Raw genomic sequence first — 23,603 nt, forward strand, 5'->3', positions numbered from 1 at the left:
ACAGCCTACTTTCGGGGGTTCTCGGACGCATCGGGGGCGGACGCCGCGGTCGTGCCGCCGTCGGCGTCGAGGAGCCGCTCGTGCCCCTCGGCCAGGTCCTTCACGGCGGCCGCGAGGGTCGGGTCCTCTCCGCGTGCCAGCGCCGCGTACTCCAGGTGGACGGCGCCGTCGACGACGACGGCCTTGACCCACATCCGCCGGCGCGGGACGAACAGGGCGAGGAGGAGGCCGACGACCGCGAGCACGGCGAAGACGAGGACCCAGACGGCGGAGGCGTCGTGATGCACCTGCAGGGACACGTAACGCCGCACGGACTGCGACGCGTCGGTCGCGCCCTCGGGCGACTCGTCCTCGAAGGTGACGGATCCGAGGCCGCCGGGCAGCTCCTGCGTCTGCCCGGGGGTGAGCTCGATCGAGTCGACGCCCGTGTCTCCGCCGGTGAGCTGGGTCATGTCGGTCGGGTCGAGGACGTACACGGACCGCGGGGTGCCGTCGTCGATCCCCAGGTCGCCGGAGTAGACGTTGAGCGTCAGGGTCGGGTTCACCAGCGCCGGGTACACCGAGGTGAGCGCACCCGTCTCCAGCGCGGCGGCGGTCGGGTAGAAGAAGCCGACCATGCCCAGCTGCTCGGGCATCCCGTCGGTGATCTTCACGACGCCCAGCGACGTCATGGTGGCGTTGTTCTGCGGGAGGAACGGCACCGGCCCGTGGAAGGCGACCTCTCCCTCGGCGTTGCGGACGGTGATCGTCGGCGCGTAGCCGTTGCCGAGCAGGTAGACCTTGTCGCCGCGCACGTCGAGCGGGTGGTTCACGCGCACGGACTCCTGACGGGGCTCCCCGCCGGGCTCTCGGACCGTGACGTTGGCGGAGAAGTCTCCGGCCTGGCCCTGCGCCGACTCCCCCCAGGGGACGTAGGTCACGTCGAACGAGTCGAGGGTCATCGCGTAGGGGGCCAGGGCGCCGTCGGCCACGTATCGGCCCTTGTTCATCGACGAGTAGTCGAGCAGCGTGTTGACGAAGGTCTCCCCCTCCGTCATGACGCGCTGCCCGGTGTAGGCGAAGCCGCCGCCGACGCCGACCGTGACGAGCACGCCCAGGAGAGCGAGGTGGAACAGCAGGTTGCCGGTCTCGCGGGCGTAGCCGCGCTCGGCCGACACCGAGAAGCCGCGCTTGTCGTCGTAGCGCTCGACCCGGTAGCGGAGGGCGCGCAGCTGCGACTGCGCGATGTCCACGGCCTTCTCGGCGGCTGCGGCGGCGTCCGCGCCCTCCGGGACGGACCGGACGGCCTCGCGGTGGTCGTCGAGGCGCTTGAGCCGGATCGGCGTCCGCGGCGGGCGGGAGCGCAGCGCCGTCGCGTGGTGCTTGATCCGCGGGATCACGCACCCGATCAGGGACAGGAACAGCAGCAGGTAGACGGCCGAGAACCACGCCGAGAGATAGACGTCGAACATCTGGAGCGCGTCGAGGATCGGGAAGAGGTCCGGGTTGTCGGCCTTCCACTGCGTGACGCCGTTGGGGTCCGCCATCCGCTGCGGGAAGATCGACCCGGGGATCGCGGCGATCGCGAGGATCAGCAGCAGCACGAGCGCGGTGCGCATCGACGTGAGCTGACGCCAGCCCCAGCGCAGCCAGCCCACGAATCCGAGCGCGGGCGAGGTCACCCGGTCGTCGCCGTCGATGTGGTCGGACGGACGCAGCGGATCCGAGCTGCGCGTTCCCTTCTCGGACATCTTCACGGGCGTCTCCTCGTCACGGGGCGATCCGGGATCGGAGGACTCAGAGCGGGACGGTGACACTGCCCATCACCGCCCCGAGTCGCGACATGACGTCGGTCCAGACGCCGGTGACCATCAGCACGCCGAGGAGGATCAGCAGGACGCCGCCGATGATGTTGACGGTGCGGACGTGCCGACGGAGGAACCCGATCGAGCGCGCCGCCCAGCCGAACCCGAGCGCGGCGAGCAGGAACGGGATCCCGAGCCCGAGCGAGTAGGCCACGCCCAGCAGCGCGGCCCGCCACGGGTCGCCGAGGTTGAGCGCGACGGCCATGATCGCCGACAGCGTCGGCCCCATGCAGGGCGTCCATCCGAGCCCGAGCGCGACGCCCAGCAGCGGAGCCCCGACCAGGCCCGCACGGCCGCTGAGGTTCACCCGCATCGTGCGCTGCGCGAAGCCGAAGAGACCGATGAACACGAGCCCCATGAGGATGATCACGGCGCCGAGGACGCGGGTGATGAGGTCCCCCCACTGCAGCAGGAACATCCCCGCCGCGCCGCCCACGACGGCGAACGCCACGAAGACGGCCGTGAAGCCGGCGATGAAGAGGAGGACGCCGAGCACCAGCCGTGCCCGCGTCGGCGCCGCCGGAGCGTCGGCGCCGGGGCGCGGGGCGCCGGAGGACGGCGCCACGGCTCCCCCCAGGAAGCCGAGGTACCCCGGCACCAGCGGCAGCACGCACGGTGACAGGAAGGAGACGAGGCCCGCGAGCATCGCGACGGGGATCGCGAGCCAGAGTGCGCCGAATCCGACGAGGGCGTCGACGTTCACGCCTTCTCCGCGAGGGCGTCCTTGACGAGGGTCGAGAGGATCGACGCTTCCTCCAGCTGCCCGACGATCCGCGCTGCGACGCGCCCCTGGCGGTCGAGCACCAGGGTGGTCGGCGTCGCCTGGATGGTCGTGGCCTGCGCGAAGGCGAGCTTGGCCTCGCCGGTGTTCACGTCGATGAGGCTGGGGTAGGTCACGCCGTACTGCTCCGCGAAGGCGCGCGCGGTGTCGGCCTGATCGTAGGTGTTGACGCCGATGAACGACACGTCCTGGTCCTGGTACTCCTGCCAGACCGCCTCGAGGTCCTTCGCCTCGACGCGGCAGGGACCGCAGGCGGCGTACCAGAAGTTCACCACCACGACGTCCCCGGCGACGTCCTCGCTGGAGAAGGAGGAGCCGTCCTCGAGCGTGCCGCCGTACTCCACCGGCTCCGTGCGCTGGTCGGCCGGGATCTCGTCCACGCGGAGACCCGCGGCGCCGATGTACCCCTTGTTGTCCCCGGCGAGGTACTGCTCGGTCGCCGGGTCCTGCGCGCAGGCCGACAGGCCGACGGCGAGGGCGACGCCGAGCGCGGCCGCGGCGGAGCGGAGGAGGCGGGTTCGGACGACGCTGCGATTCGGGCGCAGGGAGGGTGACACGCTGGGAATCCTACGTCCGATCCCTATGCGTGAGCGGAGAGGGAGCCGCTCCCGAAGCCCGCGATGATGTCGTCCACACCGGCCCGGAACCTCGGGCAGGCCATGATGTCGTGCGCCTCGCAGCGCAGCGCGTGCTCGGTCATCGCGCGCGAGCGGCGCATGTCCTCCATCCGCCGATCGAGGTCCGCGAGATGGGCGTGCAGCACCTCGTGGCGCCCGGACGAGCCGTTGTCCAGCAGGTGCGCGATCTGGTCCAGGCTCATCCCGGAGGCCTTGCTCCGGACGATCACGGCGATCCGCGCCACCTCCTCCTCGCCGTAGCGGCGCCGCCCTCCCGCATCGCGATCCGGGCTCAGCAGGCCCACCGACTCCCAGTGGCGCAGCACGTTCGTGGGCAGGTCGAACCGGGCCGCCACCTCTCCCACTGACCAGGGACGATCCTCGCTTGACTTCATGTTGACATGAAGTCACACACTGGTCCGGAACGCAACCGAGGAGGAGAGATCCATGGACGACGCCATCGTGATCGGAGCGGGGCCGGCAGGCCTCCAGGCCGCGCTGACCCTGGGCCGGATGCACCGCAGCGCCCTGGTGCTGGATTCCGGCGAGTACCGCAACGGCCCCGTCGCGCACATGCACAACGTGATCGCCAACGACGGCACGCCGCCCGCGGACTTCCGCCGCACGGCGCGCGGTCAGCTGGAGGAGTACGGCACGGTCCGCATCGAACAGCGCACCGCCGTCGCCGTCGCCGCGGAGGACGACGGCTTCCGGGTCGAGCTCGCCGGCGGCCCGGCGGTCCGCGGCCGGCGCCTGGTCCTCGCCACCGGCCTGGTCGACGAGCTTCCCGAGGTGGCGGGGCTCGCGCCGCTGTGGGGCCGGCGGGCGTTCTCCTGCCCGTTCTGCGACGGGCACGAGTTCGCCGGGCGCCGGATCGCCGTGATCGGGACCGCCGCGCCGCACGTGCTGGGGATGCTGCACCCCCTCGGCGTCGACGCGACCGTGTTCACGGTCGGCGCCGGTCCGACCGACGAGTTCCGCACAGCGGTCGAGAGCCTCGGCGCGGCGATCTCCTCGGCTCCGGCGAGCGCCGTGACCGAGTCCGGCGGCGACGTCGTCGTGCACGCCGGGGAGACCGCGACCCCGGTCGACGGGATCTTCGTCGCCGGCACCGCGCCGCGCCAGCGCGCGCCGTTCGCCGAGCAGCTCGGACTGCGGATGCTGCCCTCGGGCGCCGTCGAGATCGACGATTTCGGCCGCACCTCGGTGCCCGGCGTCTTCGCCGCGGGGGACAACGCCCACCGCGCGACGCTGCCGGGCGTCGTCGCCTCCGTGGTGATGGCCGCGGCGGCGGGCCAGATGGCCGCGGCGGCGATCGTCCAGGAGCTCGCCGCGGGGCACTGAGGCCAGGGCGCCGGGGCCGGGGCGCCGACGTCGGGGCGCCGTGCGGACGGCGGGCTCAGACCGCCGGACGCGCGGCGTCCTGCTCCACCCCTGCCGGGATCCCGGACCGCCGCGACAGCCGGTCCTCGACCAGGATCATCGCCCCCACGATCGCCGCGCCGGCCAGCGCGAGCAGGACCGGCGTCAGCATGTCCCCTCCGGGCGGAAGGAGGACGCCGACGCCGTCAGCGTCCCCGGAGGGCGAGGTCTGCCACGGCCACAGCGCACGCAGCGAACCCACGAGCAGCCCCGTCATCGCCACGAGAGTGGCTCGCCGGTGACGCCGCAGGAGCCAGCTCATGCCGCGCACGATCGTGACGAGGCCCACGAGCGCGCCGGCCGCGAAGACCGCGATGTAGCCGAGATCGCGGGACGAGAGCGCCTGCAGCGTCGTCGAGTACAGCCCGATCGCGAGCAGGAAGAAGGACCCGGACACGCCGGGGATCACCAGGGCGCAGACCGCGATCGCGGCCGCGGCGAAGACGAGCCACATCGGCGGCTCCGCCAGGGTCTCGCCCTCCGCGAGTCCGATCAGCAGGAACGCGCCCACCGCCGAGAGGACGAAGAGGACGACGTCCGTGAGGCGCACCGGGCCCCGGTCGCGCGGATCGGCGGAGTCCGGAGCCGAGGCCCATGCCATGCGCAGCGGCACGATCAGGCTCGCGGCGACCAGCCCGAAGAACAGCCCTCGGGACGCGACCGGGTTCGCGGACACCAGCCCTTCGACGACGCCGGCCAGCGTCAGGACCATGGCGGCCATCCCGACGAGCACCGGTCCGACGAGCCACCAGTCCGTGCGCCGGAGCTCGGCCCGGACGCCCGCGGCACGATCGGGGCCGCGCACCAGCCGCGTCATGGCGGACATCAGATGCGACACCGAGGCGATCAGCCGCTCGTACACCCCGGTGATGAGGGCGACCGTCCCGCCGGAGATGCCGGGGACGAGCTCGGCGGCGCCGATCAGCGCCCCTCGGACGAGGTTGAGGATCACCTGCGGCGCGGTGGCGGAGCGCAGGGACGGAGTCGGCGGCTCGGGAGTCGTCGGCATGCCGGTCACGCTACCGGCGCCACCTCGGGATCTCCTGCGGACGGCCCTCAGCGCTCCCGCGCGGCGCCGGGCTCGGGATCCGGCTCCCACGCGAGGAGGTCGCCCGGCTGGCAGCCGAGCACGCGACAGATCGCGTCCAGCGTGGTGAAGCGCACCGCCTTGGCCCGTCCGCTCTTGAGCACGAACAGATTGGCCGGCGTGATCCCGACCTCCTCGGCGAGCTGCGTGACGCTCATCTTCCGCTTGGCGAGCTCCACGTCGAGATTCAGCACGATCGCCATCAGACCACCTCGGCCATCTCGCCCTCGAGCCGGGTGGCCTTCACGAGCAGCCCGCGCATCACGACGACGAGGAGCATGGCGGCCAGCGAGCCGAAGATCGCGACGGACAGCACGAGGACCAGGCCCGGCGCGAGGATCCCGACGGTGCCGGACAGCACGAACGCCACCGCGCTGAGCAGGGCGAACACACCCAGGCTGACGATCACCGCGTCCACCCAGCGGAACGACGCCGCCTGGAAGACCCGATCGGCGGCGGCCATGCTGAGCAGCCGCCACAGGCACACGAGCACGACCTGGGCGCAGAGCACCATGACGACCGCGCCGACGATGCCGACGATCTCCAGGTGCGCGGTCCCGGGGAAGTGCGTCGCGACCTCGCGGGCGAGCGAGGGAATGGCCCAGACCTGCGCCATCAGGCAGACAGCGAAGAAGAGCACCAGGAGCGCCTTGAGCACCCACACGACCGGCTTGGACATCTCGATCCTCTCGTTTTTCGATACTTTACTATCGAAAAACGATACTTACCTGCGAAGTCGCCGTGTCCTCAGACCGCCCCGAGGTCAACTCCGGCCACGGCCGGCTCGGCGTAGTCGATCTCCCGCCAGATCCCGCCGTCGCGTTCGAAGGTGGTCACGCTGGACAGCGCGCATCGGCGCGTCCGCGGGTCGTGCCGGAGCGGGTGCCCGGCCACGGCGAGGTGGGTGATCCAGATCGGGGCCTGGTGCGAGACGAACACGATGTCCCCGTCCGGGGCGTCCGGCACGGACGCCTGCTCCCACGCCTCATCCATCGCGGCGCGCATGCGGGCGACGATCGAGACGTACGGCTCGCCCCAGCTCGGGACGGCGGGCCGGCGCAGATGCCGCCAGTTCGCGGGGTTGCGCAGCGCGCGGCGCATCTGCGTTCCCTCGAACACGTTGGTCGGCTCGATGAGACGCTCGTCCAGCGCGGGGGCCAGCCCGAAGGCCTCCGCGAACGGCGCCGCGGACTCCTGGGTGCGCTCCAGCGGCGAGCAGCGGAGCGTGAGGACGGGGCGACCGAGCCCGGCGACGTGGTCGGCGGCCGCCTGCGCCATCCGGTGACCGGCCTCGCTCAGGAGATAGCCGGGAAGACGGCCGTAGAGCACGCGCGCCGGATTGTGCACCTCGCCGTGGCGGACGAGGTGCAGGCGCTCGGCGGGCACGCGGTCAGGCCCTCTGGTAGCGGGCGCTGCCGAAGCCGATGATGAAGTACCCGATGAAGGGGATCAGCCAGAGCAGGAAGAAGGAGAACACCCCGCCCTTGCCGAAGTTCGCGCCGAGCTTCACGGCCACGACGATCGCGAAGACGATGTTGACCAGCGGGATGAGGTACAGCAGCGCCCACCACCCCGACATCCCGGCGATCTTCACGAGGAAGACGAGGTTCACGATCGGGATCAGCGCGAGGATTCCGGGATAGCCCGCCTTCGTGAATACCCGCCACATCGCGATGACGACGAGCACGTAGTAGGCGAGGGCGAGCAGAGACGTCGTGCCGGAGAACAGCCCCGCGTAGACATCGGAGATCAGGTCTGCGCCGCCGTCGGCGAGCGGGACGATGGTGGACAGCATGAGGACCTCCCGTGACGCCGCGGCCGTCGCGCGGATGCTCCGATCCTAGCGACGCCCCTTCCTGCACGAGGGAGGACGCGAGCACCCACGGGACGAGCAGGCGTCCGGACGGCGCCGGCGGACCCGGCCCGTAGAATGGCGGGGTTCATCTTTTCCCCGGATCAGGAGGAATCCTCCGTGCTGCGCACCCACCCGGCCGGCTCGCTGCGAGCCGAGCACATCGGTCAGACCGTCACCCTCACCGGCTGGGTCGATCGTCGTCGCGATCACGGCGGCGTCGCCTTCATCGATCTGCGGGACGCGTCCGGCATCGCCCAGGTCGTGATCCGCGACGAGTCCGTCGCCCATCCTCTGCGCAGCGAGTTCGTGCTGAAGATCACCGGCGAGGTCTCCGAGCGCCCGGAGGGCAACGCCAACCCGAACCTGCCCACCGGCGACATCGAGGTCATCGCCGCCGAGGTCGAGGTCCTCAACGAGTCGGCCCCGCTGCCCTTCCAGGTCTCCACGGCCCTGGAGGGCACCGAGACGGTCGGCGAGGAGGCGCGCCTCAAGCACCGCTATCTGGACCTCCGCCGCCCGTCCGCCGCGGCCGCGATCCGGCTGCGCTCGAAGGCCAACGCCGCCGCCCGCGAGGTGCTCGCCGGCCACGACTTCGTCGAGATCGAGACGCCCACCCTCACCCGTTCGACCCCCGAGGGCGCCCGCGACTTCCTCGTCCCCGCGCGCCTCAACCCGGGCAGCTGGTACGCGCTGCCGCAGTCGCCGCAGCTGTTCAAGCAGCTCCTCATGGTGGCGGGCATGGAGCGGTACTACCAGCTCGCGCGGAGCTACCGGGACGAGGACTTCCGCGCCGACCGCCAGCCGGAGTTCACGCAGCTCGACATCGAGATGAGCTTCGTGGACCAGGAGGACGTGATCGCGCTGGGCGAGGAGATCGTCCAGCGGCTGTGGCGCCTCATCGACGTCGAGATCCCCACGCCCATCGATCGGATCACGTTCGCCGACGCGATGCGCCTGTACGGATCCGACAAGCCGGACCTGCGCTTCGGCAACCCGATCGTCGAGCTGGCCGGCTACTTCGCCGACACCACGTTCCGCGTGTTCCAGCAGGAGTACGTCGGCGCGGTCGTCCACCCGGGCGGGGCATCCCTCCCCCGTCGGCAGTTCGACGCCTGGCAGGACTGGGCGAAGTCGCGCGGCGCCAAGGGGCTCGCCTACGTCACCTTCGGCGAGGACGGGACGCTGGGCGGCCCGGTCGCGAAGAACCTGTCCGACGCCGAGCGCGACGGCCTCGCCGCCGCCACGGGCGCGCAGCCGGGCGACGCGGTGTTCTTCGCCGCGGGTCCGACCCGCGAGGCCCAGGCGCTGCTGGGTGCCGCCCGCGTCGAGATCGCGCACCGCACCGGCCAGATCGACCCCGACGCCTGGGCGTTCGTGTGGGTCGTCGACGCACCCCTGTTCAAGCCGACCGGCGAGGACCCCGAGGACGTCGACCTCGGCCACTCCGCCTGGACCGCCGTCCACCACGCATTCACCTCTCCCAAGGAGGAGTGGCTGGATCGCTTCGACACGGAGCCCGGCGAGGCGCTGGCGTACGCGTACGACATCGTCTGCAACGGCAACGAGATCGGCGGCGGATCGATCCGCATCCATCGCCGGGACGTGCAGGAGCGCGTGTTCGACGTGATGGGGATCGGCGCCGAGGAGGCGCAGGAGAAGTTCGGCTTCCTCCTGGACGCGTTCCAGTTCGGCGCCCCGCCGCACGGCGGCATCGCCTTCGGCTGGGACCGCACGGTCTCCCTGCTCGCGGGCGCCCCGTCGATCCGCGACGTCATCGCGTTCCCCAAGACGGGCAACGGCTTCGACCCGCTGACGGCCGCGCCGGCGCCGATCACCCCGGAGCAGCGCGCCGAGGCCGGAGTCGACCACGACCCGGACGCCGACGAGGACTGACGCGAGACCCCCTCTCCCCGCCGAGACCCCCTCCTGCGCACGCGCGCCGGAGGGGGTCTCGACGTGAAAGGGGGGTTTCGGCGGCCCAGGGGACGAAGCGACGGCGCCGGTGCCCTGCGATGATCGGATCATGCTGTCCGCCCTTTCCCTCCCGACGGTCCTCGACTCCCGATCCGGCGACGTCGTGCTGCGACGCGCGATCCGCGCCGATGCGCCCGCGCTCGTCGCCCTGCTCGCCGACGACCCGATCAGCGCCGCCCGCGGCGACGTCGGCGCGCCGGACGATCACGACCTCTACGAACGGGCGCTGGTCGCCGTCCTCGAGGAGCCCGGCAACGACCTGCTCGTCGCCGAGTCCGGCGGCGAGGTCGTGGGCACGTTCCAGCTCACGCGGATCCCCGGCATGTCACGGCGCGGAGCGACGCGCCTGCTCGTGGAGGCGGTCCGCGTGCGCTCGGACCAGCGCTCCGGCGGCGTCGGCTCGGCGATGATGCGCTGGGTCGGCGACGTGGCGGCGCCGCAGCTGGGCGCCGCGATGGTGCAGCTCACGTCGGACGCCGCCCGCGTCGACGCGCACCGCTTCTACGAGCGGCTCGGCTACGTCGGCTCGCACCGGGGCTTCAAGCTGGCCGTGCCCTCGACCCCCTGACCGCGCCCCCGACCTCCTGACCGGCGTCGACCCCCTGACGTCGTCCCCGACCTCCTGACCGGCGTCGACCCCTGACGTCGTCCGACGCCGAAACCCCCTTTCTCCGTCGAAACCCCCTCCGGCACACGCTCGTGGGAGGGGGTCTCGACGGGGAAAGGGGGTTTCGCGATCCCCAGGACGGGGACGGGACCGGGACGGGGACGGGACGGGACGGGGCCCGGGTCAGTGCGAGGTGTCCTGCGTGAGCGTCTTCGCCAGGGCCAGGTACTCCTTCGGCGAGACCTCGGGCAGATAGGCCTTCCCGATCGCCAGGCCGATCGTCGGGAGCTGGGCCGGATCCGCGTACGCCATGTAGATCGTGTGGTACTCGGGGTTGAACTTGCTCTTGAACCGGAAGAGGGACGTGAACCCGTACGCCGGCTCCAGGACCTTGCCGAGCCACGCGAGCAGGCGCGTCATCACCGTCGGCTCGGGCGCTTCCTCCCCCGGTGCGAGCGGCTTCTCCGCCAGCGGCGCGCCCGAGAGGCTGAACACCTCCACCCCGTCCTCCTTCATCCGGAAGGCGGCGGACGCGATGACGAACTCCATGATCCCGGACATCGACTCGTCCCCGCGGCGCATGAAGTCGATCGTCCAGCCGGTGAGCCGGCCGTCCCGCCAGCTCGGCAGCCAGCTCGTGATCGCCTGCAGACCGCCGTCCTTGCCGAACGCCAGGTACAGCGCGACCTCCGGATCCTTGAGCTCCTCCACCCCGCCGAGGGTGAAGCCCATCTCCGGCAGCTCCTTCTCGGACAGCCACTGCTCGCTGAGGGCCGTGATCTCCGCGGCCACGGCGGCGGGCAGATCGTCCCACGTCGACCACAGCGTGGTGATCCCTTCCCGCTCGCCCTTATTGTACGCCTGTCGGACCTTCGCCCAGGGCTTGCCCGTGAGCTCGAACCCGGCGAGGGGGACGACGGTCTCCTCTCCGACGGACATGTACTGCCATCCGAAGCTCTGGAACACCGGCAGATGCTTCTCGTGGAAGCTGTAGAACACCGGCGTCCAGCCCTGGCGGTCGCAGTGGTCCACGAACCCGCGGATGGTCGCCTCGGCGTGCTCGTCGGAGGCCACGGGATCCGACATGGTCAGGGCGACGCCGTTGATGACCCGGTAGGCGACGGCGCCCGTCCCGTCGGGGGTGAACCAGTAGTCGTTGCCGGGCCAGGTGCCCATGAACCCGAGCGTCCCGCCGCCCCCGCTCTTCAGCAGCTCCCGGAACCGCGCCTCGCCGTCCGCGTCGCGGTGCGCGGCGGTGGCGCGATAGAGCATCAGGACGGCGCCGATGAAGACGATCCAGAACAGCACGCCCACCCACTGGTGCACGATCAGCGGGAAGCCCTCCAGCGGTGCGACCGGAGTCGGCACCGGCTGCAGCAGACCCGCGGGGAGGAAGCGGCGCACGGCGTCCACGATGACGTCGCCGGGCGCGACCGGGATCATGAACGCGTCGTCGGGAAGCGCCAGCATGACGGTGACGTAGCCGCCGGCGAGGATCACGAACGCGCCCCCGACCAGCGCGGCGAAGCGCCGCACGGCCGACCTCGGCGCGCGCACCGCGAACCGGTGACGGGTGATGAGCAGCAGCACGATCACGGCGATCGGGATCAGGATGGCCAGCACCGACCACACGACGTCCTCGACGCCGAGCACGGCCCGGGTCTTCTCGTCGAGCAGCTGACCGGCCCCCAGTCCCACCGCGGTCACGACGGCGATCACCGCATTGACCGCGATCGCGAGCATCCAGGCGGCACGGCGGCCCAGGCGCAGTCCCCACGCGGCCAGGAGGCTGAGCAGCAGCGGCATGAGGCTGAGCAGGAAGGCGCCAGGGCCGTCGGTCAGCGCGCGCGCCACGTCGGTGTCGCAGGCGGCGGTGTAGGTCGTCGCGCAGCGCTCGAAGATCTCATCGCCGTCGACGCCCTGGAAGCCGGCCACGGTGCTCGCGAGCGGACCGCTCTGCACACCCGAGAGCAGCACGATGAGCGGGCCGAGACCGGTCACCGCCACGATCGACGCGATGATCGTGCGCGTCTCGCCGTAAGAGCTGCGGTGCCAGGCGGACTGCGGGCGGTCCCGGGCCAGGAGGACGCCGCACAGCACCCCGAGCGCCGCCGACGCGAGCCGGTACACGCTGTCCGCGTCTCCGGCGTAGAGGGCGTACATGAACAGCACGGCGAACCCGATCACGCGGATCCGGCGGCGGAACAGCGCGGGCGCGAAGGCGCTGGCCGCCATGATCACGCCCACGACGCCCACCGCGGGGTCCAGGACGAACCCGGCCTCGAGCTCCAGCCCCCACAGCAGGTCGCCCTGGCCCAGCAGGAGCTCGAACCCGATGCCGGCGATGACGCCGAGCACGCCCGTGACGAAGAACAGGACCACCGCGCGCATGCTGCCCAGCAGCCGCTCCGCGTACGCCATCACCGTGAGGATCAGGGCGATCGTGAGCACCGCCTCGACGGCCGAGTCCGGGATGAGCAGGCTCGTCACCGGGGTCCACCACAGCCCGTCGAGCGTGGTGAGCGGGCTCGCCGCCATCTCCACCGGCGCCTGGCCCCAGAGCGTGCCGAACACGATTCCCGTCGCCAGCAGCACCACGCTCAGGGCGACGGCGAACGGGTGGATGAGCAGGTAACGCACGACCCCGGAGGGACGCTTCGCGGCGGCGGGGGCGGCGGACGCGGAGTCCGTGCTCGACATGGTGTGCCTTTCTCGGCGGGGCGGGAGGGGACGAACCGGCGGGACCGGGATCAGCCGGCCGGCGACGGCGGGATCAGCCCGGCGGAGCCAGACCGATGTGCGGGAAGAGGGCGCCGTAGGCCAGGGGCATGCCCAGCCGGAGGCCCTTCTGGACGTGGTCGGCGCCCGGGACCTCGAACAGCGTCGTGTCGAAGCCTGCGGCCTTCGCTGTGGCGGCGGCCTCCCGCACGTGGGGGATGTAGTCGGGGTCCTCGGTGCCGACGGTGAAGATCGCCGCGTGGCCGGCGAACCTCCCCGCGTTCCTCGCCATCACCGCGGCCGGCTTCGCCGCCTCGTAGGCCGCCTTGTCGCCGCCGAACACCTGGGCGAGCACCTGGTCCACCTCCTCGGACCCCTGGAACTCCTCGCCGGAGATGCTGACGATGTTGCCCCAGATCTCGGGATGCTCCGCACCCCACACCTGCGCGCACGCTCCCCCGTTCGAGTAACCGCTGATGGTCCAGTAGGCGGGATCCTGGAGGATGTTGAGGTTCGCCTTGGCGTACTCGACGATGTCCTTGTTGAAGTAGGTGTCCACCCCGCCGTAGGTCTTCGAGTCGGCGCACGCAGGGTTCTGGTTCGGGTCGCCGAGCTGATCGGCGACGATCACGATCGGGGCGAGACCCTTGTTCTTCGCCGCCAGCTCGTCCATCGCGTCTTTGATGAACGTCGGATTGGGATCGCCCGGCTTTCCCATCATGTGGACCATGAACGGCAGCGCCGGCATGTCCTCCCGCGCGACCCGGGCGGCCGGCGGCAGATAGATCGAGGCCGGACGAGGCGTGAAGCCCGCCGTCGACGGGATGGCGCGATCCCCGGACAATTCGAGGACCTGCCCCGTGGTCGGCATGTCCGCCGGCGGGGTCCAGCTCTCGTACAGCGGGACGGCCGGGCTCACGACGGGCTCGGGCCCCGGGCCGGGGAGGTGGTCGGCCCTGTCGAGGGTGGAGATGCCCAGGACGTCCCCGAGGGTGCGGTCCACGCCGAACGCCGCGTTCACGCCGATGGCCGTGGACAGCAGCACCAGCAGCACCGCGACGACGGCGACGATGCGCCGCCAGGCGGGACGGAAGAAGATCGAGACGATGACGAGCCCCAGCGCGGCGAGTCCTCCGATCGCCCAGCCCACGACGGCCGGGAGCGGATCCGGCAGGATCCCGCTCGCGCGGAGCACGAGGAGCGCGGCGGTGGCGAGGATCGCGCCGGTGAGGGCTCCGATGACCGTGGCCAGCGCCCAGCTCTTCGTCGGACGACGCGCGACCAGGACGACCACGACCAGCGCGGTGATCCCCCACACGGTCCAGGGCACGACGCCGTCGACGACGTCGAGCGTCAGAAGCCACGGGGGCATGGCACCTCGCTTCCGGTCCCGGGGCGGGACTCGTCGTCATGGTATCGGCCGTGCCCGACCCACCGATATGCCGGTTCAGCGCGGCGCACGATCCCGCCGGGCCGACGGCGCGGGGGCACGGTCTCCCCGGCGCTCTTCCCCTCCGTGCCGGCGGCTGGATAACGTGAGCCCAGAGTCGGGGATCCGCCCGACCGAGATCCGATCCGAGAGGACGCACGATGGCGGGCAAGTTCGAGCTGTACCAGAGCAGCAACGGCGAGTGGCGGTTCCGGCTGAAGGCGGGGAACGGCGAGGTGATCGCCACCGGCGAGGGCTACGCCTCCAAGTCCGGTGCGGTGAACGGCATCGACTCGGTGCGCCGCAACGCCGCGGACGCGGAGGTCGTCGAGGTCGACGGCTGACCCCTCGGCGCCACGAAGGGGGTACGGGACATCCCGTACCCCCTTCGTCGTCCGGGCTCAGAGCACGCGCGAGAGGAAGTCCTTCGTGCGCTGGTTCCGCGGGTTGGCCATCACTTCGCGGGGATCGCCCTCCTCGACGATGTTCCCGTCGGCCATGAAGATGAGCCGGGATCCGACCTCGCGGGCGAACCCCATCTCGTGCGTCACCACCAGCATGGTCATCCCCTCGTCGGCGAGGGTGCGCATGACCTGCAGCACCTCGCCCACCAGTTCGGGGTCCAGTGCCGACGTCGGCTCGTCGAACAGCATCATGTCCGGGTTCATGCACAGCGCCCGGGCGATCGCCACGCGCTGCTGCTGACCGCCGGAGAGATGGCCCGGGTAGGCGGCCGCCTTCTCCTCCAGGCCGACGCGCCCGAGCATCTCGTGCGCGACCCGTTCCGCCTCGGCCTTCGGCCGCTTCTTCACCCGGCGCTGGGCGATGGTCAGGTTGTCCAGGACCGTCATGTGCGGGAACAGGTTGAAGCTCTGGAACACCATCCCGATCCGGGTGCGCACCCGGTCGATGTCCGTCTCCGGATCGGTGATGTCGATCCCCTCGATGAAGATCCTGCCCGCCGTCGGCTCCTCCAGCAGGTTCACCGAGCGAAGGAGCGTCGACTTCCCGGATCCGGAGGGCCCGATCACGCAGACGACCTCCCCCGCGGTGACCGTGAGGTCGATGCCCTTCAGCACCTCGTTGTCGCCGAAGCTCTTCACCAGGCCGCGCACATCGATCGCGGGCGCCTGGACGTCGATCAGGTCCGTGCTCATCGTTCCCTCGCCAGTCGTCGTTCCAGCCATGCCGTGTACCGCGTGAGCGGGATCGTGACGACGAGGTACAGCAGCGCGCCGACGATCAGAGGCGTCGCGTTGGCGTTGGCGGTGTTCGCATCGCGCACGAGCGTGGTGAGCTCCTTCGACCAGATGAAGGTTCCCGCGATGAAGACGAGGGACGTGTCCTTCAGCAGCAGCACCAGCTCGTTCGTCATCGGCGGGATGATGATCCGGAAGCCCTGCGGGAGGATGATCCAGAACATCGTCTTCAGCGGCGACATGCCCAGGGAGCGCGCCGCCTCGGTCTGCCCCTTCGGCACCGCCTGGATGCCGGCGCGGATCACCTCGGCGATGTACGCCGAGGCCACCAGCATGAGGCCCAGCAGTCCGGCCCCGACCGGCCCTCCTGGCACCTTCCAGCCGAACACCACCGGCACGATGAACGCGACCGAGAAGATCGTGAGCAGCGCGGGAAGCCCGCGGAACAACTCGATCCACGCCGTGGCGAACCAGCGGAACAGCCCGATGCTGGACAGCTTCATCAGCGCGAAGAGGATGCCCAGCAGCAGTCCGCCGGTGAACGCGATGATGGTGAACAGGATCGTGTTGCGCAGCCCCACCGTGATGATCCCGGGGAAGAGCTTCGCCGCGACCTCCAGGTTGAAGAACTGGGGGATGGCCTTCCCCCAGTTGATCGAGAGCGCGATGCCCGCGATCGCCGCGAAGAAGATCACGTACATCACGAGGCGGTACAGCCGCGCTCTGGTGGTCCGTTTCAACGCCATCGTCAAAGACCCTCGTCCGTCTCGACCCGGCCGCTCACTCCGCCGTGAAGTACGAGTCGTAGATGGTCTGGTACTCGCCGCTGTCGCGCAGCTCCTTGAGCGCCCCGTTGACGGCGGTCAGCAGCGCTTCCTTCTCCCCCTTCGCGAAGGCGAAGCCGTACTGCTCGTCGGTGTTGTAGGTCTCGACGATCTTGTACGACTTGTCGGCCTTCTCGTGCTCGAGGTTGACGGGCTGGTCCTGGAGGATGGCGTCGATCTGCCCCGCCTGGATGGCCGGCCAGAGCTCGCCGTCCGAGGGGTACTGCACGAGCTGGGCGCCCGGCGCGTTCTCGGTCGCGTAGGACTCGCCGGTCGTGCCCTGCTGGACGCCGACGTTCTTCCCGTCGAGGTCCTTGATGCTCTTGATCCCGGAGTCGGTGCGCACGAGGAGCGACTGGAGCGAGTCGTAGTACGGGTCGGAGAAGTCGATGTTCGCCTTGCGCTCGTCGGTGATGGTCATGGCGGAGGCGCCGACGTCGCAGGTGCCGGAGACCAGGGTCACCCCGGACTGCAGGGCGTCGAAGCCGACGTCCTGCACGGAGAGCTTCAGGCCCAGCTTCTCGGCGATGGCGCCGAGGAGATCGATGTCGAAGCCGGAGTATCCCGTCTCGGCACTGGGGTCCTCGACCTCGAAGGGCGGGTACGGCACGTCCGAGCACACCGTGAGCGTCCCGGCCGTGACCAGGCCGTAGTCGTCGCCGGCCGCGGGGGTGCCGCCGGGGACCTCGGAGGGGGCGTCGCCGGAGCCCGCGCAGCCGGCGAGGGTGAGGGACGCGGCCGCGGCGAAGGCGAGACCGAGCAGAAGAGGGGTTCGACGAGACATTTTCGACTCCTATGTCGAGGGACGGGATCGCCGCCCGTGCGGGTGGGGTGCATGCCATCTTGACACGGAGGATCCGTGTCCACGAACCCCGGTCCCAGCCGGGCGGGTCACGATCGTGTTGCGGAACGGTCGCGACCCGGCCGGGCGCTCAGAGGGCGATGTCGACGGCGGCGCGCGCGCCGACCACGGAACGGATGTACGCGACGACCTCCTGGTGCGCGGGGTGCACCTGGTAGCGCTCCAGGGCGGCCTGGTCGGCGAAGTCCGCCACGAGCACCAGGTCCCAGTTCTCCTCCGGATAGGCCGCGTTCGGTCCGGCGGAGAGGGACTGGATCTCCGGGATCACACCTTCCAGGGCGGCGAGCAGGCGCGCGCCCTCCGCGGCGTGCTCGGCGCGCTGCCGCGGGTCCTCGGCGGCCATCCGCCACATCACGACGTGCCGCAGGGTCATGAGGCCGCCTCCTCGGCGCGCAGGGTCAGGGCGTCCCGAAGCCGGTCCGGCGACACACGCCAGTGCGCGTGCAGCTCGCCGTCGATGAGCACGACCGGGATCTTCTCCCACCACTCGTCGTACAGGGCCTTGTCGTCGAGGATCGAGCGCTCGGTGATCTCGATGCTCTCGGCCAGAGCGTCGGGGAGGTCCGCGACGACGACGTCGATCACGTCCGAGGCGACCTCGCAGAGATGGCAGTCCGGCTTGCCGATCAGGTCGACGCGGATCATGCGGTCGGGTGCTCCAGCTCGCGCCCCTCCGCGACCCACTGCTGGGTGCCGCCCTCGACATTGGTCATGTCGTAGCCCTCGGCCTCGAGCGCCTGGACGACGCGTGCCGAGCGCCCGCCCGCGAGGCAGACCACGTTCATGGCGCCGTCGGGGAGCTCGTGCTGACGGTCCCGCAGCTCGGACATCGGGATGTTGACCGCCCCGGGGATGTGCCCCTGGGCGAACTCGTCGCGTTCGCGGACGTCGATGAGCGGCTCCTGGAGCCGGTCGGCGAGCTCGGCCGTCGTGATCGTCTTCATGCTGCGATTCTCGCAGACCCGTGCGCGGCCGGCTCCGACGCCCCCGGACACACGAAGCGCCCCGGCGAACGGCGGAGCCGTCGGGGGCGCTCAGTGGCGGTATCGCTACCTGTGTGCCGCTTACTTCTTGTTGCGGCGCTGGTGGCGAGTCTTGCGAAGCAGCTTGCGGTGCTTCTTCTTCGCCATGCGCTTGCGGCGCTTCTTGATGACAGAACCCACGGAAACCTCACTATGTCAGGGGCTGGGCGTCGATGCGGACGACACCCGGGATCGGGCACGGAAAAATGCCTCGGACCATCCTAGCCTATGCGGCGACGAGCGCCGGCGCGGGGACGGTCCGGCGGCTCAGCCCGCGTCGGCGATCGGGCGCTGGAGCGCGGCGGTCACCGCCGACTCGGGCACGCGGTAGCTGCGGCCGAAGCGCACGGCGGGAAGCTCACCCGCGTGGACGAGACGGTAGACCGTCATCTTCGACACGCGCATGATCTCGGCGACCTCGGCCACCGTCAGGAACCGCACGTCCTGCAGTTCGGGCATCCCCCGTACCCCCTTCTTCCGGTAGCCCACACTCTAGGGGCTGTCCGCGACGGGTGTAAACCCGAGTGACTGCTGTGATCGCGGACGGGCGCGGCCTCGGATCACGTCGCGCGCGCCCGCCCGAGCCGCTCCTCGGCCTCCCGGCGGGCCTGCCCCTGCGCCTTCCGGGCCGCCCGGAGCGCCTTCTCCGCGTCGCGGAGCGCCTTCTCGGCCTCCCGCACGGTCTTCTCCGCCGCCTTGTACCGCTTGTCGGCGAGGAGCTCCGGCGGGACCGCGGCGGAATCCAGCGCCGGAAGCCCCCTCCGCGCGACCTCGCCCCCGCTCGCCGACGCCTCGCGCCGGCGGCGCATCGCCTCCTCGATGCCGTCGAGCTGGCACTCCAGCCCGAAGGCGAACGGATCCGCCGTCGACTGCATGACGCCGGCGTCGAGCGCCGCGCGCAGGGCCGGATACGCCTCGGCGTCGACCACCGCGGAGAAGATCGCCGCCTCGCGGGCATCCACCTCCTCGACCGTGATCCCCTGGTCCCGCGCGGCCTCCGTGTACCCGGCCGTGACGATCCCGTACCAGCGGGCGTGGCCGAGGATCGCGAGCATGGTCGCGTGCCGCTCGTCCGCGGTCAGGGGGGTGTCGGCGAGCGCCGTGAGGTAGGCGTCCATCCACGCGGCGTTGTTCGGCGTCACCGGGGAACCGTGGATCGGCAGGCTCAGCAGCCACGTGTGGCGCAGGTACACCCCGACCTGCGCCCGGTGCAGCGCCTCGATCTTCGCGCGCCAGCCGTCGGCGTCGGCGTGATCCGACGGGGGCAGACCCGTCGCCTCCTCCTGCATCAGGAGCAGGAGGTCGTCCTTCGCGGTGACGTAGCGGTAGAGCGACATCGGCGTGAAGCCGAGCTCCTTGGCGACGGCGGCCATGGAGACCGCCCCGAGCCCGTCCCGGTCAGCCAGCGCGACCGCGGTCTCCACGATCCGCTCCACGCTCATCTCCCGCTTGGGTCCGCGTTGGGGGTTCGACGCGATGCCCCAGGCGAGCGCGATCCCGCGCGGCAGCTCGGGCGGATCGGAGGGGACGGCGTCGGACTCGCTGGACATGCCCTCAGTCTAGGCCTGTGTATTGCATAAACAGTGTGTTACGCTCATAAACAGTTTCATCCATACACAGAAGGGAGACGCGATGCGTCCCGCCATCCATGTGCAGGGCCTGCGCAAGCGGTTCGGCACTCTCACCGTCCTCGACGGCATCGACCTCACCGTGCGACGCGGCGAGATCTTCGCGCTGCTCGGCGCGAACGGCGCCGGGAAGACCACCACCATCAACATCCTCACGACGCTCGTCCACCCGGACGGGGGCTCGGCCGAGGTCGCCGCGCACGACGTCGTCGCGCAGCCCGTGGAGGTGCAGCGGCGGATCAGCCTCACCGGCCAGGCCGCCGCCGTCGACGACGCCCTCACCGCCGCCGAGAACGTCGTGCTCTTCGCTCGCCTGGCCGGCCTCGGGCGCGGCGATGCCCGCCAGCGCGCGGCCGAGCTCCTGGGTCGCTTCGGTCTCCAGGACGCGGCGACCCGCCGGGTCGGCACGTTCTCCGGGGGGATGCGCCGCCGGCTCGACCTCGCGCTCAGCTTCGTCACGACCCCGGAGGTGCTCTTCCTCGACGAGCCGACCACCGGGTTGGACACCCGCAGCCGCCGCGAGCTCTGGGACGTCATCCGCGCCGTGGCCGCCGCGGGCACCACCGTGTTCCTGACCACCCAGTATCTGGAGGAGGCCGACGAGCTCGCCGACCGCATCGCGGTCATCGACCAGGGGCGCATCGCGGCCCTCGGCACCGCCGCCGAGCTGAAGGAGCGCGTCGGCGCGGAGTCGGTCCAGGTGCACGGCCCCGACGGCACGCTCCTGCGCGAGCTCGCCACCGACGGCTCGATCGAGGGCCTTCGCCGGGCGCTGGACGAGCTCGCCGCCCATCAGGTCGACGGCATCGTCTCCCTCCGGCGTCCCACGCTCGACGACGTCTTCCTCGCCCTCACCACCGTCCCTGGCGCCCGCCCCGCGGCCGCCGGGCCCAGCCTCCTGAAGGAGTCCGCATGAGCACCGCCGCCCTCACCCCCGACACCCCGCTCGTCCCCTCCTCCGCGCCGCGGCCGCGGTTGCGCGGTGCCACGCCCGAAGCGGTGTTCGTCGGCCGGAGCCTTCGCCACTCGCTCCGCGACGGAGAGTCCGTCCTCATGGCGATCCTGCTGCCGGTGATGCTCATGCTGATGTTCACGTGGGTCTTCGGCGGCGAGATCGACCCGGGCGGCCAGTACGTCAACTACGTGGTCCCCGGGATCATCCTCACCTGCGCGGGCTTCGGCGCCGCCACGACCGCCGTCTCCGTCGCGGCGGACATGAAGAACGGCATCATCGATCGCTTCCGCACCATGCCGTTGAGAGCGAGCGCGGTGCTGACCGGGCACGTGATCGGGAGCCTCGTGCGCAACCTCGTCGCGACCGCCGTCGTCATCGGCGTCGGCCTGCTCGTGGGCTTCCGTCCGCATGCGGACCTGGGCGCCTGGATCGCCGTCGCCGGGCTGCTGGCGCTGTACATCCTCGCCCTGACCTACCTGTTCGCCGCGATCGGACTGGCCGCCCGCAGCCCCGAGGGCGCCAACGGATACGGCTTCGTGCTCCTGTTCCTGCCCTACCTGTCGAGCGGATTCGTGCACGTCGAGTCGATGCCCTCCTGGCTGCAGCCGGTCGCGGCGCACCAGCCGCTCACGCCGATCATCGACACCGTCCGCGCACTCCTGCTCGGGACCCCTCTCGAGGGACAGCAGTGGTGGGCCATCGGCTGGTGCGTGGTGATCCTCGCCGTCGCCGCCGCCTGGGGGTCCTGGCTCTACCGGCGCAAGGCCGGACGCCGCTGACCGATCACCCGCCGGCCGTGTGTGCAGGAACGGCCGCGCTCAGGCGCCCAGGCGCTTGAGCGCGGTCTGCACGACGTGCTTGGCGGACGCCGCCGCGCGGCCGACGGCCTCCGCCGCCTGGGCGGCCCCGCCCGGCAGGGGCGGGACGACTCCGGAGAGGTCGGGAGCGGAATCCCCGTACGCGTCGACGAGGAACGGGACGAGCCAGTCGTCGACCTCCTCGAGGGGGCCGACCGACAGGCTGTAGAAGCGGCGCTGACCGTCCTCGCGCACCGTGACGAGCTCGCTGTCACGAAGGACCTTGAGGTGCTTCGACACGGTGGGCTGGCTGATCCCCAGCTCGCTGACGATCTGGGTCACGCTGGTGCCGGCATCCCCTTCGGCGGAGCGTCGGAGCAGGAGCTGGAGGATGTCCCGCCGCGTGCCGTCCGAGATCACGTCGAAGATGTCGGTCATGACATCAGGGTAGCCGCGACACGGGCGGAGTACCATGACGAGGGCTCCGCGGGGAGTCACCGGAAGGACGGGGGGACATGGCGCGCAGCGGACAGCCGCGATCGCTCGGCGCGAACCTGCGCGACGTGGTCCGCGTGGGCAAGGACCTCACGACGTCCTCTCCCTCGCGCTTCGCGATCGTCGTCTTCTCCTCCCTCATCCTGCTGTTCACCGGGCTCCTGTCGCTGCCGATCGCGAGCGCGGACCGGACGGTCACCCCGCTCGCCGACGCCCTGTTCACCGCCGTCTCCACGATCTGCGTGACGGGCCTGTCGACCGTGGACATGGCCACCCACTGGTCCCCGTTCGGCCACGCCGTCGTGTTCGTCGGCGTCAACATCGGCGGACTGGGCGTGCTGACCCTCGCCTCCGTCATGGGCCTGGTGATCTCGAAGCGCCTGGGCCTGCGCGCCAAGCTCATCGCGGCCGGAGACACGAACCCGATGCGCGCGCACGGCGGCCCGGTCAACGAGAGCCAGACCGTCCGGCTCGGCGAGGTCGGCCAGCTGCTGCGCACGGTCGCGATCTCGGCGCTCGTCATCGAGGCCGGGCTCATGGTGCTGCTGTACCCGTCGCTGCTCATGGCCGGCGTCGATCCGATCTCGGCGCTGTGGGAGGCCCCGTTCTACGCCGCCATGGCGTTCACCAACACCGGGTTCACCCCGAACCCGGGCGGGCTCGCGCCCTTCGCCGACGACTACCTCGTCCTGAGCCTGCTCATGGTCGGCGTGTTCCTGGGGAGCATCGGGTTCCCGGTGATCTACACCCTGACCCGGCACCTCTGGCACGTGAAGAAGTGGTCGCTGCACACCAAGCTGACCCTGATCACGACGGTCCTGCTCTTCATCATCGGGGCGGGCGTGTTCCTCCTCCTGGAGTACGACAACCCGCGGACCTTCGGATCCATGGACGCCGCGGACACGACGTTCCAGGCCTTCTTCCAGTCGGCGATGACCCGGTCGGGCGGCTTCTCCGTGATCGACCAGGCCGACCTCAACGGCTCCTCCCTGCTCGCCGCGTCCATGCTGATGTTCGTCGGAGGAGGATCGGCGTCCACGGCCGGCGGCATCAAGGTCACCACCCTCGCCGTGCTCGCCCTCGCCGTGTGGTCGGAGGCGAAGGGACGCCCGTCCGTCGAGGCGTTCGGCCGGCGGATCCCGAGCGACGTCCAGCGCGTGGCGCTGAGCGTCGTGGCGTGGGGGGCGACGATCGTCGCCGTCTCCACGATCGCCATCGCGCAGATCACCAAGGAGCCGGTCGTCGAGGTGCTCTTCGACGTGATCTCGGCGTTCGGCACGGTCGGGCTGTCGACCGGGGTGACCGCGAGCCTTCCGGACGGCGCGAGCTACATCATGGCGGCCACGATCTTCATGGGACGCGTCGGCACGGTCACCCTCGCGGCGGCCGTCGCCGCGACGAGCCGTTCGCAGCTCTACTCCCTCCCCGTCGAGCGCCCGATCGTCGGCTGATCCCGCGTCGCTCCCCCGAAACCCCCTCTCCCCGCC

At 71.0% G+C, this 23,603-nt stretch carries 28 protein-coding genes; 7 read left to right on the forward strand and 21 right to left on the reverse strand.

Annotated features, from left to right (window positions below; genetic code table 11):
• Positions 1 to 5: 5 nt before the first annotated feature.
• From resB to K8F61_RS10040, 4 genes are read right to left on the reverse strand one after another with little or no spacing between them, the layout of a single operon-like run.
• Entirely contained in the window at positions 6 to 1,730 is a 1,725-nt protein-coding gene (gene resB / locus K8F61_RS10025) for a cytochrome c biogenesis protein ResB (RefSeq protein ID WP_067250483.1), read from the reverse strand.
• A 46-nt stretch (positions 1,731 to 1,776) separates the two neighbouring features.
• Positions 1,777 to 2,547, reverse strand: coding sequence for a cytochrome c biogenesis CcdA family protein (locus K8F61_RS10030; RefSeq protein WP_231818901.1), 771 nt, complete (start codon positions 2,545 to 2,547; stop codon positions 1,777 to 1,779).
• Entirely contained in the window at positions 2,544 to 3,182 is a 639-nt protein-coding gene (locus tag K8F61_RS10035) for a TlpA family protein disulfide reductase (protein WP_174522567.1), read from the reverse strand. Before K8F61_RS10035 ends, K8F61_RS10030 begins: the two co-directional genes overlap by 4 nt.
• Before the next feature lie 23 nt (positions 3,183 to 3,205).
• On the reverse strand, positions 3,206 to 3,637 hold the full coding sequence (locus K8F61_RS10040) for a helix-turn-helix domain-containing protein (protein ID WP_219087025.1): 432 nt from the start codon (positions 3,635 to 3,637) through the stop codon (positions 3,206 to 3,208).
• Positions 3,638 to 3,689: 52 nt separating this feature from the next.
• Here K8F61_RS10040 and K8F61_RS10045 point away from each other — a divergent pair, with 52 nt between their 5' ends.
• A complete protein-coding gene (locus K8F61_RS10045; RefSeq protein ID WP_231818902.1) occupies positions 3,690 to 4,586 on the forward strand; it encodes an NAD(P)/FAD-dependent oxidoreductase in 897 nt (298 codons plus the stop codon).
• A gap of 55 nt (positions 4,587 to 4,641) precedes the next feature.
• On the opposite strand, the gene K8F61_RS10050 is transcribed toward K8F61_RS10045, so the two are convergent.
• The 5 genes from K8F61_RS10050 to K8F61_RS10070 form a co-directional block, all read right to left on the reverse strand.
• Positions 4,642 to 5,673 carry a DUF368 domain-containing protein gene (locus K8F61_RS10050; RefSeq protein WP_067246722.1) on the reverse strand — a complete coding sequence of 344 codons (1,032 nt, stop codon included), beginning with the start codon at positions 5,671 to 5,673 and terminating at the stop codon, positions 4,642 to 4,644.
• Positions 5,674 to 5,720: 47 nt separating this feature from the next.
• Entirely contained in the window at positions 5,721 to 5,954 is a 234-nt protein-coding gene (locus tag K8F61_RS10055; RefSeq protein ID WP_067246718.1) for a helix-turn-helix domain-containing protein, read from the reverse strand.
• Positions 5,954 to 6,430 carry a DUF2975 domain-containing protein gene (locus K8F61_RS10060; protein ID WP_231818903.1) on the reverse strand — a complete coding sequence of 159 codons (477 nt, stop codon included), beginning with the start codon at positions 6,428 to 6,430 and terminating at the stop codon, positions 5,954 to 5,956. The genes K8F61_RS10055 and K8F61_RS10060 overlap by 1 nt, the downstream gene beginning before the upstream one ends.
• A 68-nt stretch (positions 6,431 to 6,498) precedes the next feature.
• On the reverse strand, positions 6,499 to 7,137 hold the full coding sequence (locus tag K8F61_RS10065) for a histidine phosphatase family protein (protein WP_231818904.1): 639 nt from the start codon (positions 7,135 to 7,137) through the stop codon (positions 6,499 to 6,501).
• A 4-nt stretch (positions 7,138 to 7,141) separates the two neighbouring features.
• Positions 7,142 to 7,546, reverse strand: a complete 405-nt coding sequence (locus K8F61_RS10070; RefSeq protein ID WP_174522535.1) for a DUF5684 domain-containing protein — start codon at positions 7,544 to 7,546, stop codon at positions 7,142 to 7,144.
• Positions 7,547 to 7,723: 177 nt separating this feature from the next.
• Here K8F61_RS10070 and aspS point away from each other — a divergent pair, with 177 nt between their 5' ends.
• Positions 7,724 to 9,499, forward strand: coding sequence for an aspartate--tRNA ligase (aspS, locus tag K8F61_RS10075; protein ID WP_231818905.1), 1,776 nt, complete (start codon positions 7,724 to 7,726; stop codon positions 9,497 to 9,499).
• Positions 9,500 to 9,629: 130 nt separating this feature from the next.
• A complete protein-coding gene (locus K8F61_RS10080; protein WP_067246708.1) occupies positions 9,630 to 10,148 on the forward strand; it encodes a GNAT family N-acetyltransferase in 519 nt (172 codons plus the stop codon).
• Positions 10,149 to 10,370: 222 nt separating this feature from the next.
• Here the strand turns inward: K8F61_RS10080 and K8F61_RS10085 are convergent, their stop codons facing one another.
• The gene (locus tag K8F61_RS10085; protein WP_231818906.1) at positions 10,371 to 12,887 is read right to left on the reverse strand and encodes a bifunctional lysylphosphatidylglycerol flippase/synthetase MprF; all 2,517 of its coding nucleotides are present in this window, start codon (positions 12,885 to 12,887) and stop codon (positions 10,371 to 10,373) included.
• A gap of 73 nt (positions 12,888 to 12,960) precedes the next feature.
• Positions 12,961 to 14,277: an alpha/beta hydrolase gene (locus tag K8F61_RS10090; protein ID WP_231818907.1), complete on the reverse strand. Its 1,317-nt coding sequence runs from the start codon at positions 14,275 to 14,277 to the stop codon at positions 12,961 to 12,963.
• Positions 14,278 to 14,495: 218 nt separating this feature from the next.
• Here K8F61_RS10090 and K8F61_RS10095 point away from each other — a divergent pair, with 218 nt between their 5' ends.
• Positions 14,496 to 14,678, forward strand: a complete 183-nt coding sequence (locus K8F61_RS10095; protein WP_067246698.1) for a YegP family protein — start codon at positions 14,496 to 14,498, stop codon at positions 14,676 to 14,678.
• A gap of 57 nt (positions 14,679 to 14,735) precedes the next feature.
• Here the strand turns inward: K8F61_RS10095 and K8F61_RS10100 are convergent, their stop codons facing one another.
• The 9 genes from K8F61_RS10100 to K8F61_RS10140 form a co-directional block, all read right to left on the reverse strand.
• Positions 14,736 to 15,491: an amino acid ABC transporter ATP-binding protein gene (locus K8F61_RS10100; RefSeq protein ID WP_067246695.1), complete on the reverse strand. Its 756-nt coding sequence runs from the start codon at positions 15,489 to 15,491 to the stop codon at positions 14,736 to 14,738.
• Complete coding sequence (locus K8F61_RS10105) at positions 15,488 to 16,279, reverse strand: amino acid ABC transporter permease (RefSeq protein WP_067246692.1); 792 nt, start codon at positions 16,277 to 16,279, stop codon at positions 15,488 to 15,490. Before K8F61_RS10105 ends, K8F61_RS10100 begins: the two co-directional genes overlap by 4 nt.
• Before the next feature lie 34 nt (positions 16,280 to 16,313).
• Positions 16,314 to 17,141 (reverse strand): basic amino acid ABC transporter substrate-binding protein, encoded by an 828-nt coding sequence (locus K8F61_RS10110; RefSeq protein WP_231818908.1) that lies wholly within the window; start codon positions 17,139 to 17,141, stop codon positions 16,314 to 16,316.
• Between the two features lie 148 nt (positions 17,142 to 17,289).
• A complete protein-coding gene (locus K8F61_RS10115; protein ID WP_219087045.1) occupies positions 17,290 to 17,592 on the reverse strand; it encodes a Dabb family protein in 303 nt (100 codons plus the stop codon).
• Positions 17,589 to 17,864, reverse strand: a complete 276-nt coding sequence (locus tag K8F61_RS10120; RefSeq protein WP_219087046.1) for a glutaredoxin family protein — start codon at positions 17,862 to 17,864, stop codon at positions 17,589 to 17,591. Before K8F61_RS10120 ends, K8F61_RS10115 begins: the two co-directional genes overlap by 4 nt.
• Entirely contained in the window at positions 17,861 to 18,163 is a 303-nt protein-coding gene (locus K8F61_RS10125) for a rhodanese-like domain-containing protein (RefSeq protein ID WP_067246680.1), read from the reverse strand. Before K8F61_RS10125 ends, K8F61_RS10120 begins: the two co-directional genes overlap by 4 nt.
• A gap of 120 nt (positions 18,164 to 18,283) precedes the next feature.
• Positions 18,284 to 18,382 (reverse strand): 30S ribosomal protein bS22, encoded by a 99-nt coding sequence (locus K8F61_RS10130; protein WP_003792170.1) that lies wholly within the window; start codon positions 18,380 to 18,382, stop codon positions 18,284 to 18,286.
• A gap of 126 nt (positions 18,383 to 18,508) precedes the next feature.
• Positions 18,509 to 18,700 (reverse strand): helix-turn-helix domain-containing protein, encoded by a 192-nt coding sequence (locus K8F61_RS10135; protein ID WP_067246676.1) that lies wholly within the window; start codon positions 18,698 to 18,700, stop codon positions 18,509 to 18,511.
• Between the two features lie 101 nt (positions 18,701 to 18,801).
• Positions 18,802 to 19,791 (reverse strand): TetR/AcrR family transcriptional regulator C-terminal domain-containing protein, encoded by a 990-nt coding sequence (locus tag K8F61_RS10140; protein ID WP_231818909.1) that lies wholly within the window; start codon positions 19,789 to 19,791, stop codon positions 18,802 to 18,804.
• Positions 19,792 to 19,873: 82 nt separating this feature from the next.
• On the opposite strand from K8F61_RS10140, the gene K8F61_RS10145 reads away from it, so the two are divergent.
• Both K8F61_RS10145 and K8F61_RS10150 read left to right on the forward strand, forming a co-directional pair.
• On the forward strand, positions 19,874 to 20,785 hold the full coding sequence (locus tag K8F61_RS10145; RefSeq protein ID WP_231818910.1) for an ATP-binding cassette domain-containing protein: 912 nt from the start codon (positions 19,874 to 19,876) through the stop codon (positions 20,783 to 20,785).
• Positions 20,782 to 21,603, forward strand: a complete 822-nt coding sequence (locus K8F61_RS10150) for an ABC transporter permease (RefSeq protein ID WP_231818911.1) — start codon at positions 20,782 to 20,784, stop codon at positions 21,601 to 21,603. Before K8F61_RS10145 ends, K8F61_RS10150 begins: the two co-directional genes overlap by 4 nt.
• Before the next feature lie 39 nt (positions 21,604 to 21,642).
• Here K8F61_RS10150 and K8F61_RS10155 read toward each other — a convergent pair whose 3' ends face one another.
• Positions 21,643 to 22,059 (reverse strand): ArsR/SmtB family transcription factor, encoded by a 417-nt coding sequence (locus K8F61_RS10155; protein WP_067246663.1) that lies wholly within the window; start codon positions 22,057 to 22,059, stop codon positions 21,643 to 21,645.
• 77 nt (positions 22,060 to 22,136) lie between these two features.
• Between K8F61_RS10155 and K8F61_RS10160 the strand changes: the two genes are divergently transcribed.
• Complete coding sequence (locus tag K8F61_RS10160; RefSeq protein ID WP_219085328.1) at positions 22,137 to 23,567, forward strand: TrkH family potassium uptake protein; 1,431 nt, start codon at positions 22,137 to 22,139, stop codon at positions 23,565 to 23,567.
• Positions 23,568 to 23,603: the final 36 nt, after the last annotated feature.

Origin of the sequence: Microbacterium resistens, assembly GCF_021172025.1 — a bacterium.
GTDB lineage: Bacteria > Actinomycetota > Actinomycetes > Actinomycetales > Microbacteriaceae > Microbacterium > Microbacterium resistens.

What these genes read in the sequence shown, in the direction of transcription:
- resB (WP_067250483.1), bottom strand. Translation starts at nt 1,730, where the DNA reads ATGTCCGAGAAGGGAACGCGCAGCTCGGATCCGCTGCGTCCGTCCGAC.
- K8F61_RS10040 (WP_219087025.1), bottom strand. Translation starts at nt 3,637, where the DNA reads ATGAAGTCAAGCGAGGATCGTCCCTGGTCAGTGGGAGAGGTGGCGGCC.
- K8F61_RS10045 (WP_231818902.1), top strand. Translation starts at nt 3,690, where the DNA reads ATGGACGACGCCATCGTGATCGGAGCGGGGCCGGCAGGCCTCCAGGCC.
- K8F61_RS10050 (WP_067246722.1), bottom strand. Translation starts at nt 5,673, where the DNA reads ATGCCGACGACTCCCGAGCCGCCGACTCCGTCCCTGCGCTCCGCCACC.
- K8F61_RS10055 (WP_067246718.1), bottom strand. Translation starts at nt 5,954, where the DNA reads ATGGCGATCGTGCTGAATCTCGACGTGGAGCTCGCCAAGCGGAAGATG.
- K8F61_RS10060 (WP_231818903.1), bottom strand. Translation starts at nt 6,430, where the DNA reads ATGTCCAAGCCGGTCGTGTGGGTGCTCAAGGCGCTCCTGGTGCTCTTC.
- K8F61_RS10070 (WP_174522535.1), bottom strand. Translation starts at nt 7,546, where the DNA reads ATGCTGTCCACCATCGTCCCGCTCGCCGACGGCGGCGCAGACCTGATC.
- K8F61_RS10080 (WP_067246708.1), top strand. Translation starts at nt 9,630, where the DNA reads ATGCTGTCCGCCCTTTCCCTCCCGACGGTCCTCGACTCCCGATCCGGC.
- K8F61_RS10085 (WP_231818906.1), bottom strand. Translation starts at nt 12,887, where the DNA reads ATGTCGAGCACGGACTCCGCGTCCGCCGCCCCCGCCGCCGCGAAGCGT.
- K8F61_RS10090 (WP_231818907.1), bottom strand. Translation starts at nt 14,277, where the DNA reads ATGCCCCCGTGGCTTCTGACGCTCGACGTCGTCGACGGCGTCGTGCCC.
- K8F61_RS10095 (WP_067246698.1), top strand. Translation starts at nt 14,496, where the DNA reads ATGGCGGGCAAGTTCGAGCTGTACCAGAGCAGCAACGGCGAGTGGCGG.
- K8F61_RS10100 (WP_067246695.1), bottom strand. Translation starts at nt 15,491, where the DNA reads ATGAGCACGGACCTGATCGACGTCCAGGCGCCCGCGATCGATGTGCGC.
- K8F61_RS10105 (WP_067246692.1), bottom strand. Translation starts at nt 16,279, where the DNA reads ATGGCGTTGAAACGGACCACCAGAGCGCGGCTGTACCGCCTCGTGATG.
- K8F61_RS10110 (WP_231818908.1), bottom strand. Translation starts at nt 17,141, where the DNA reads ATGTCTCGTCGAACCCCTCTTCTGCTCGGTCTCGCCTTCGCCGCGGCC.
- K8F61_RS10115 (WP_219087045.1), bottom strand. Translation starts at nt 17,592, where the DNA reads ATGACCCTGCGGCACGTCGTGATGTGGCGGATGGCCGCCGAGGACCCG.
- K8F61_RS10120 (WP_219087046.1), bottom strand. Translation starts at nt 17,864, where the DNA reads ATGATCCGCGTCGACCTGATCGGCAAGCCGGACTGCCATCTCTGCGAG.
- K8F61_RS10125 (WP_067246680.1), bottom strand. Translation starts at nt 18,163, where the DNA reads ATGAAGACGATCACGACGGCCGAGCTCGCCGACCGGCTCCAGGAGCCG.
- K8F61_RS10135 (WP_067246676.1), bottom strand. Translation starts at nt 18,700, where the DNA reads ATGCCCGAACTGCAGGACGTGCGGTTCCTGACGGTGGCCGAGGTCGCC.
- K8F61_RS10140 (WP_231818909.1), bottom strand. Translation starts at nt 19,791, where the DNA reads ATGTCCAGCGAGTCCGACGCCGTCCCCTCCGATCCGCCCGAGCTGCCG.
- K8F61_RS10145 (WP_231818910.1), top strand. Translation starts at nt 19,874, where the DNA reads ATGCGTCCCGCCATCCATGTGCAGGGCCTGCGCAAGCGGTTCGGCACT.
- K8F61_RS10150 (WP_231818911.1), top strand. Translation starts at nt 20,782, where the DNA reads ATGAGCACCGCCGCCCTCACCCCCGACACCCCGCTCGTCCCCTCCTCC.
- K8F61_RS10155 (WP_067246663.1), bottom strand. Translation starts at nt 22,059, where the DNA reads ATGACCGACATCTTCGACGTGATCTCGGACGGCACGCGGCGGGACATC.
- K8F61_RS10160 (WP_219085328.1), top strand. Translation starts at nt 22,137, where the DNA reads ATGGCGCGCAGCGGACAGCCGCGATCGCTCGGCGCGAACCTGCGCGAC.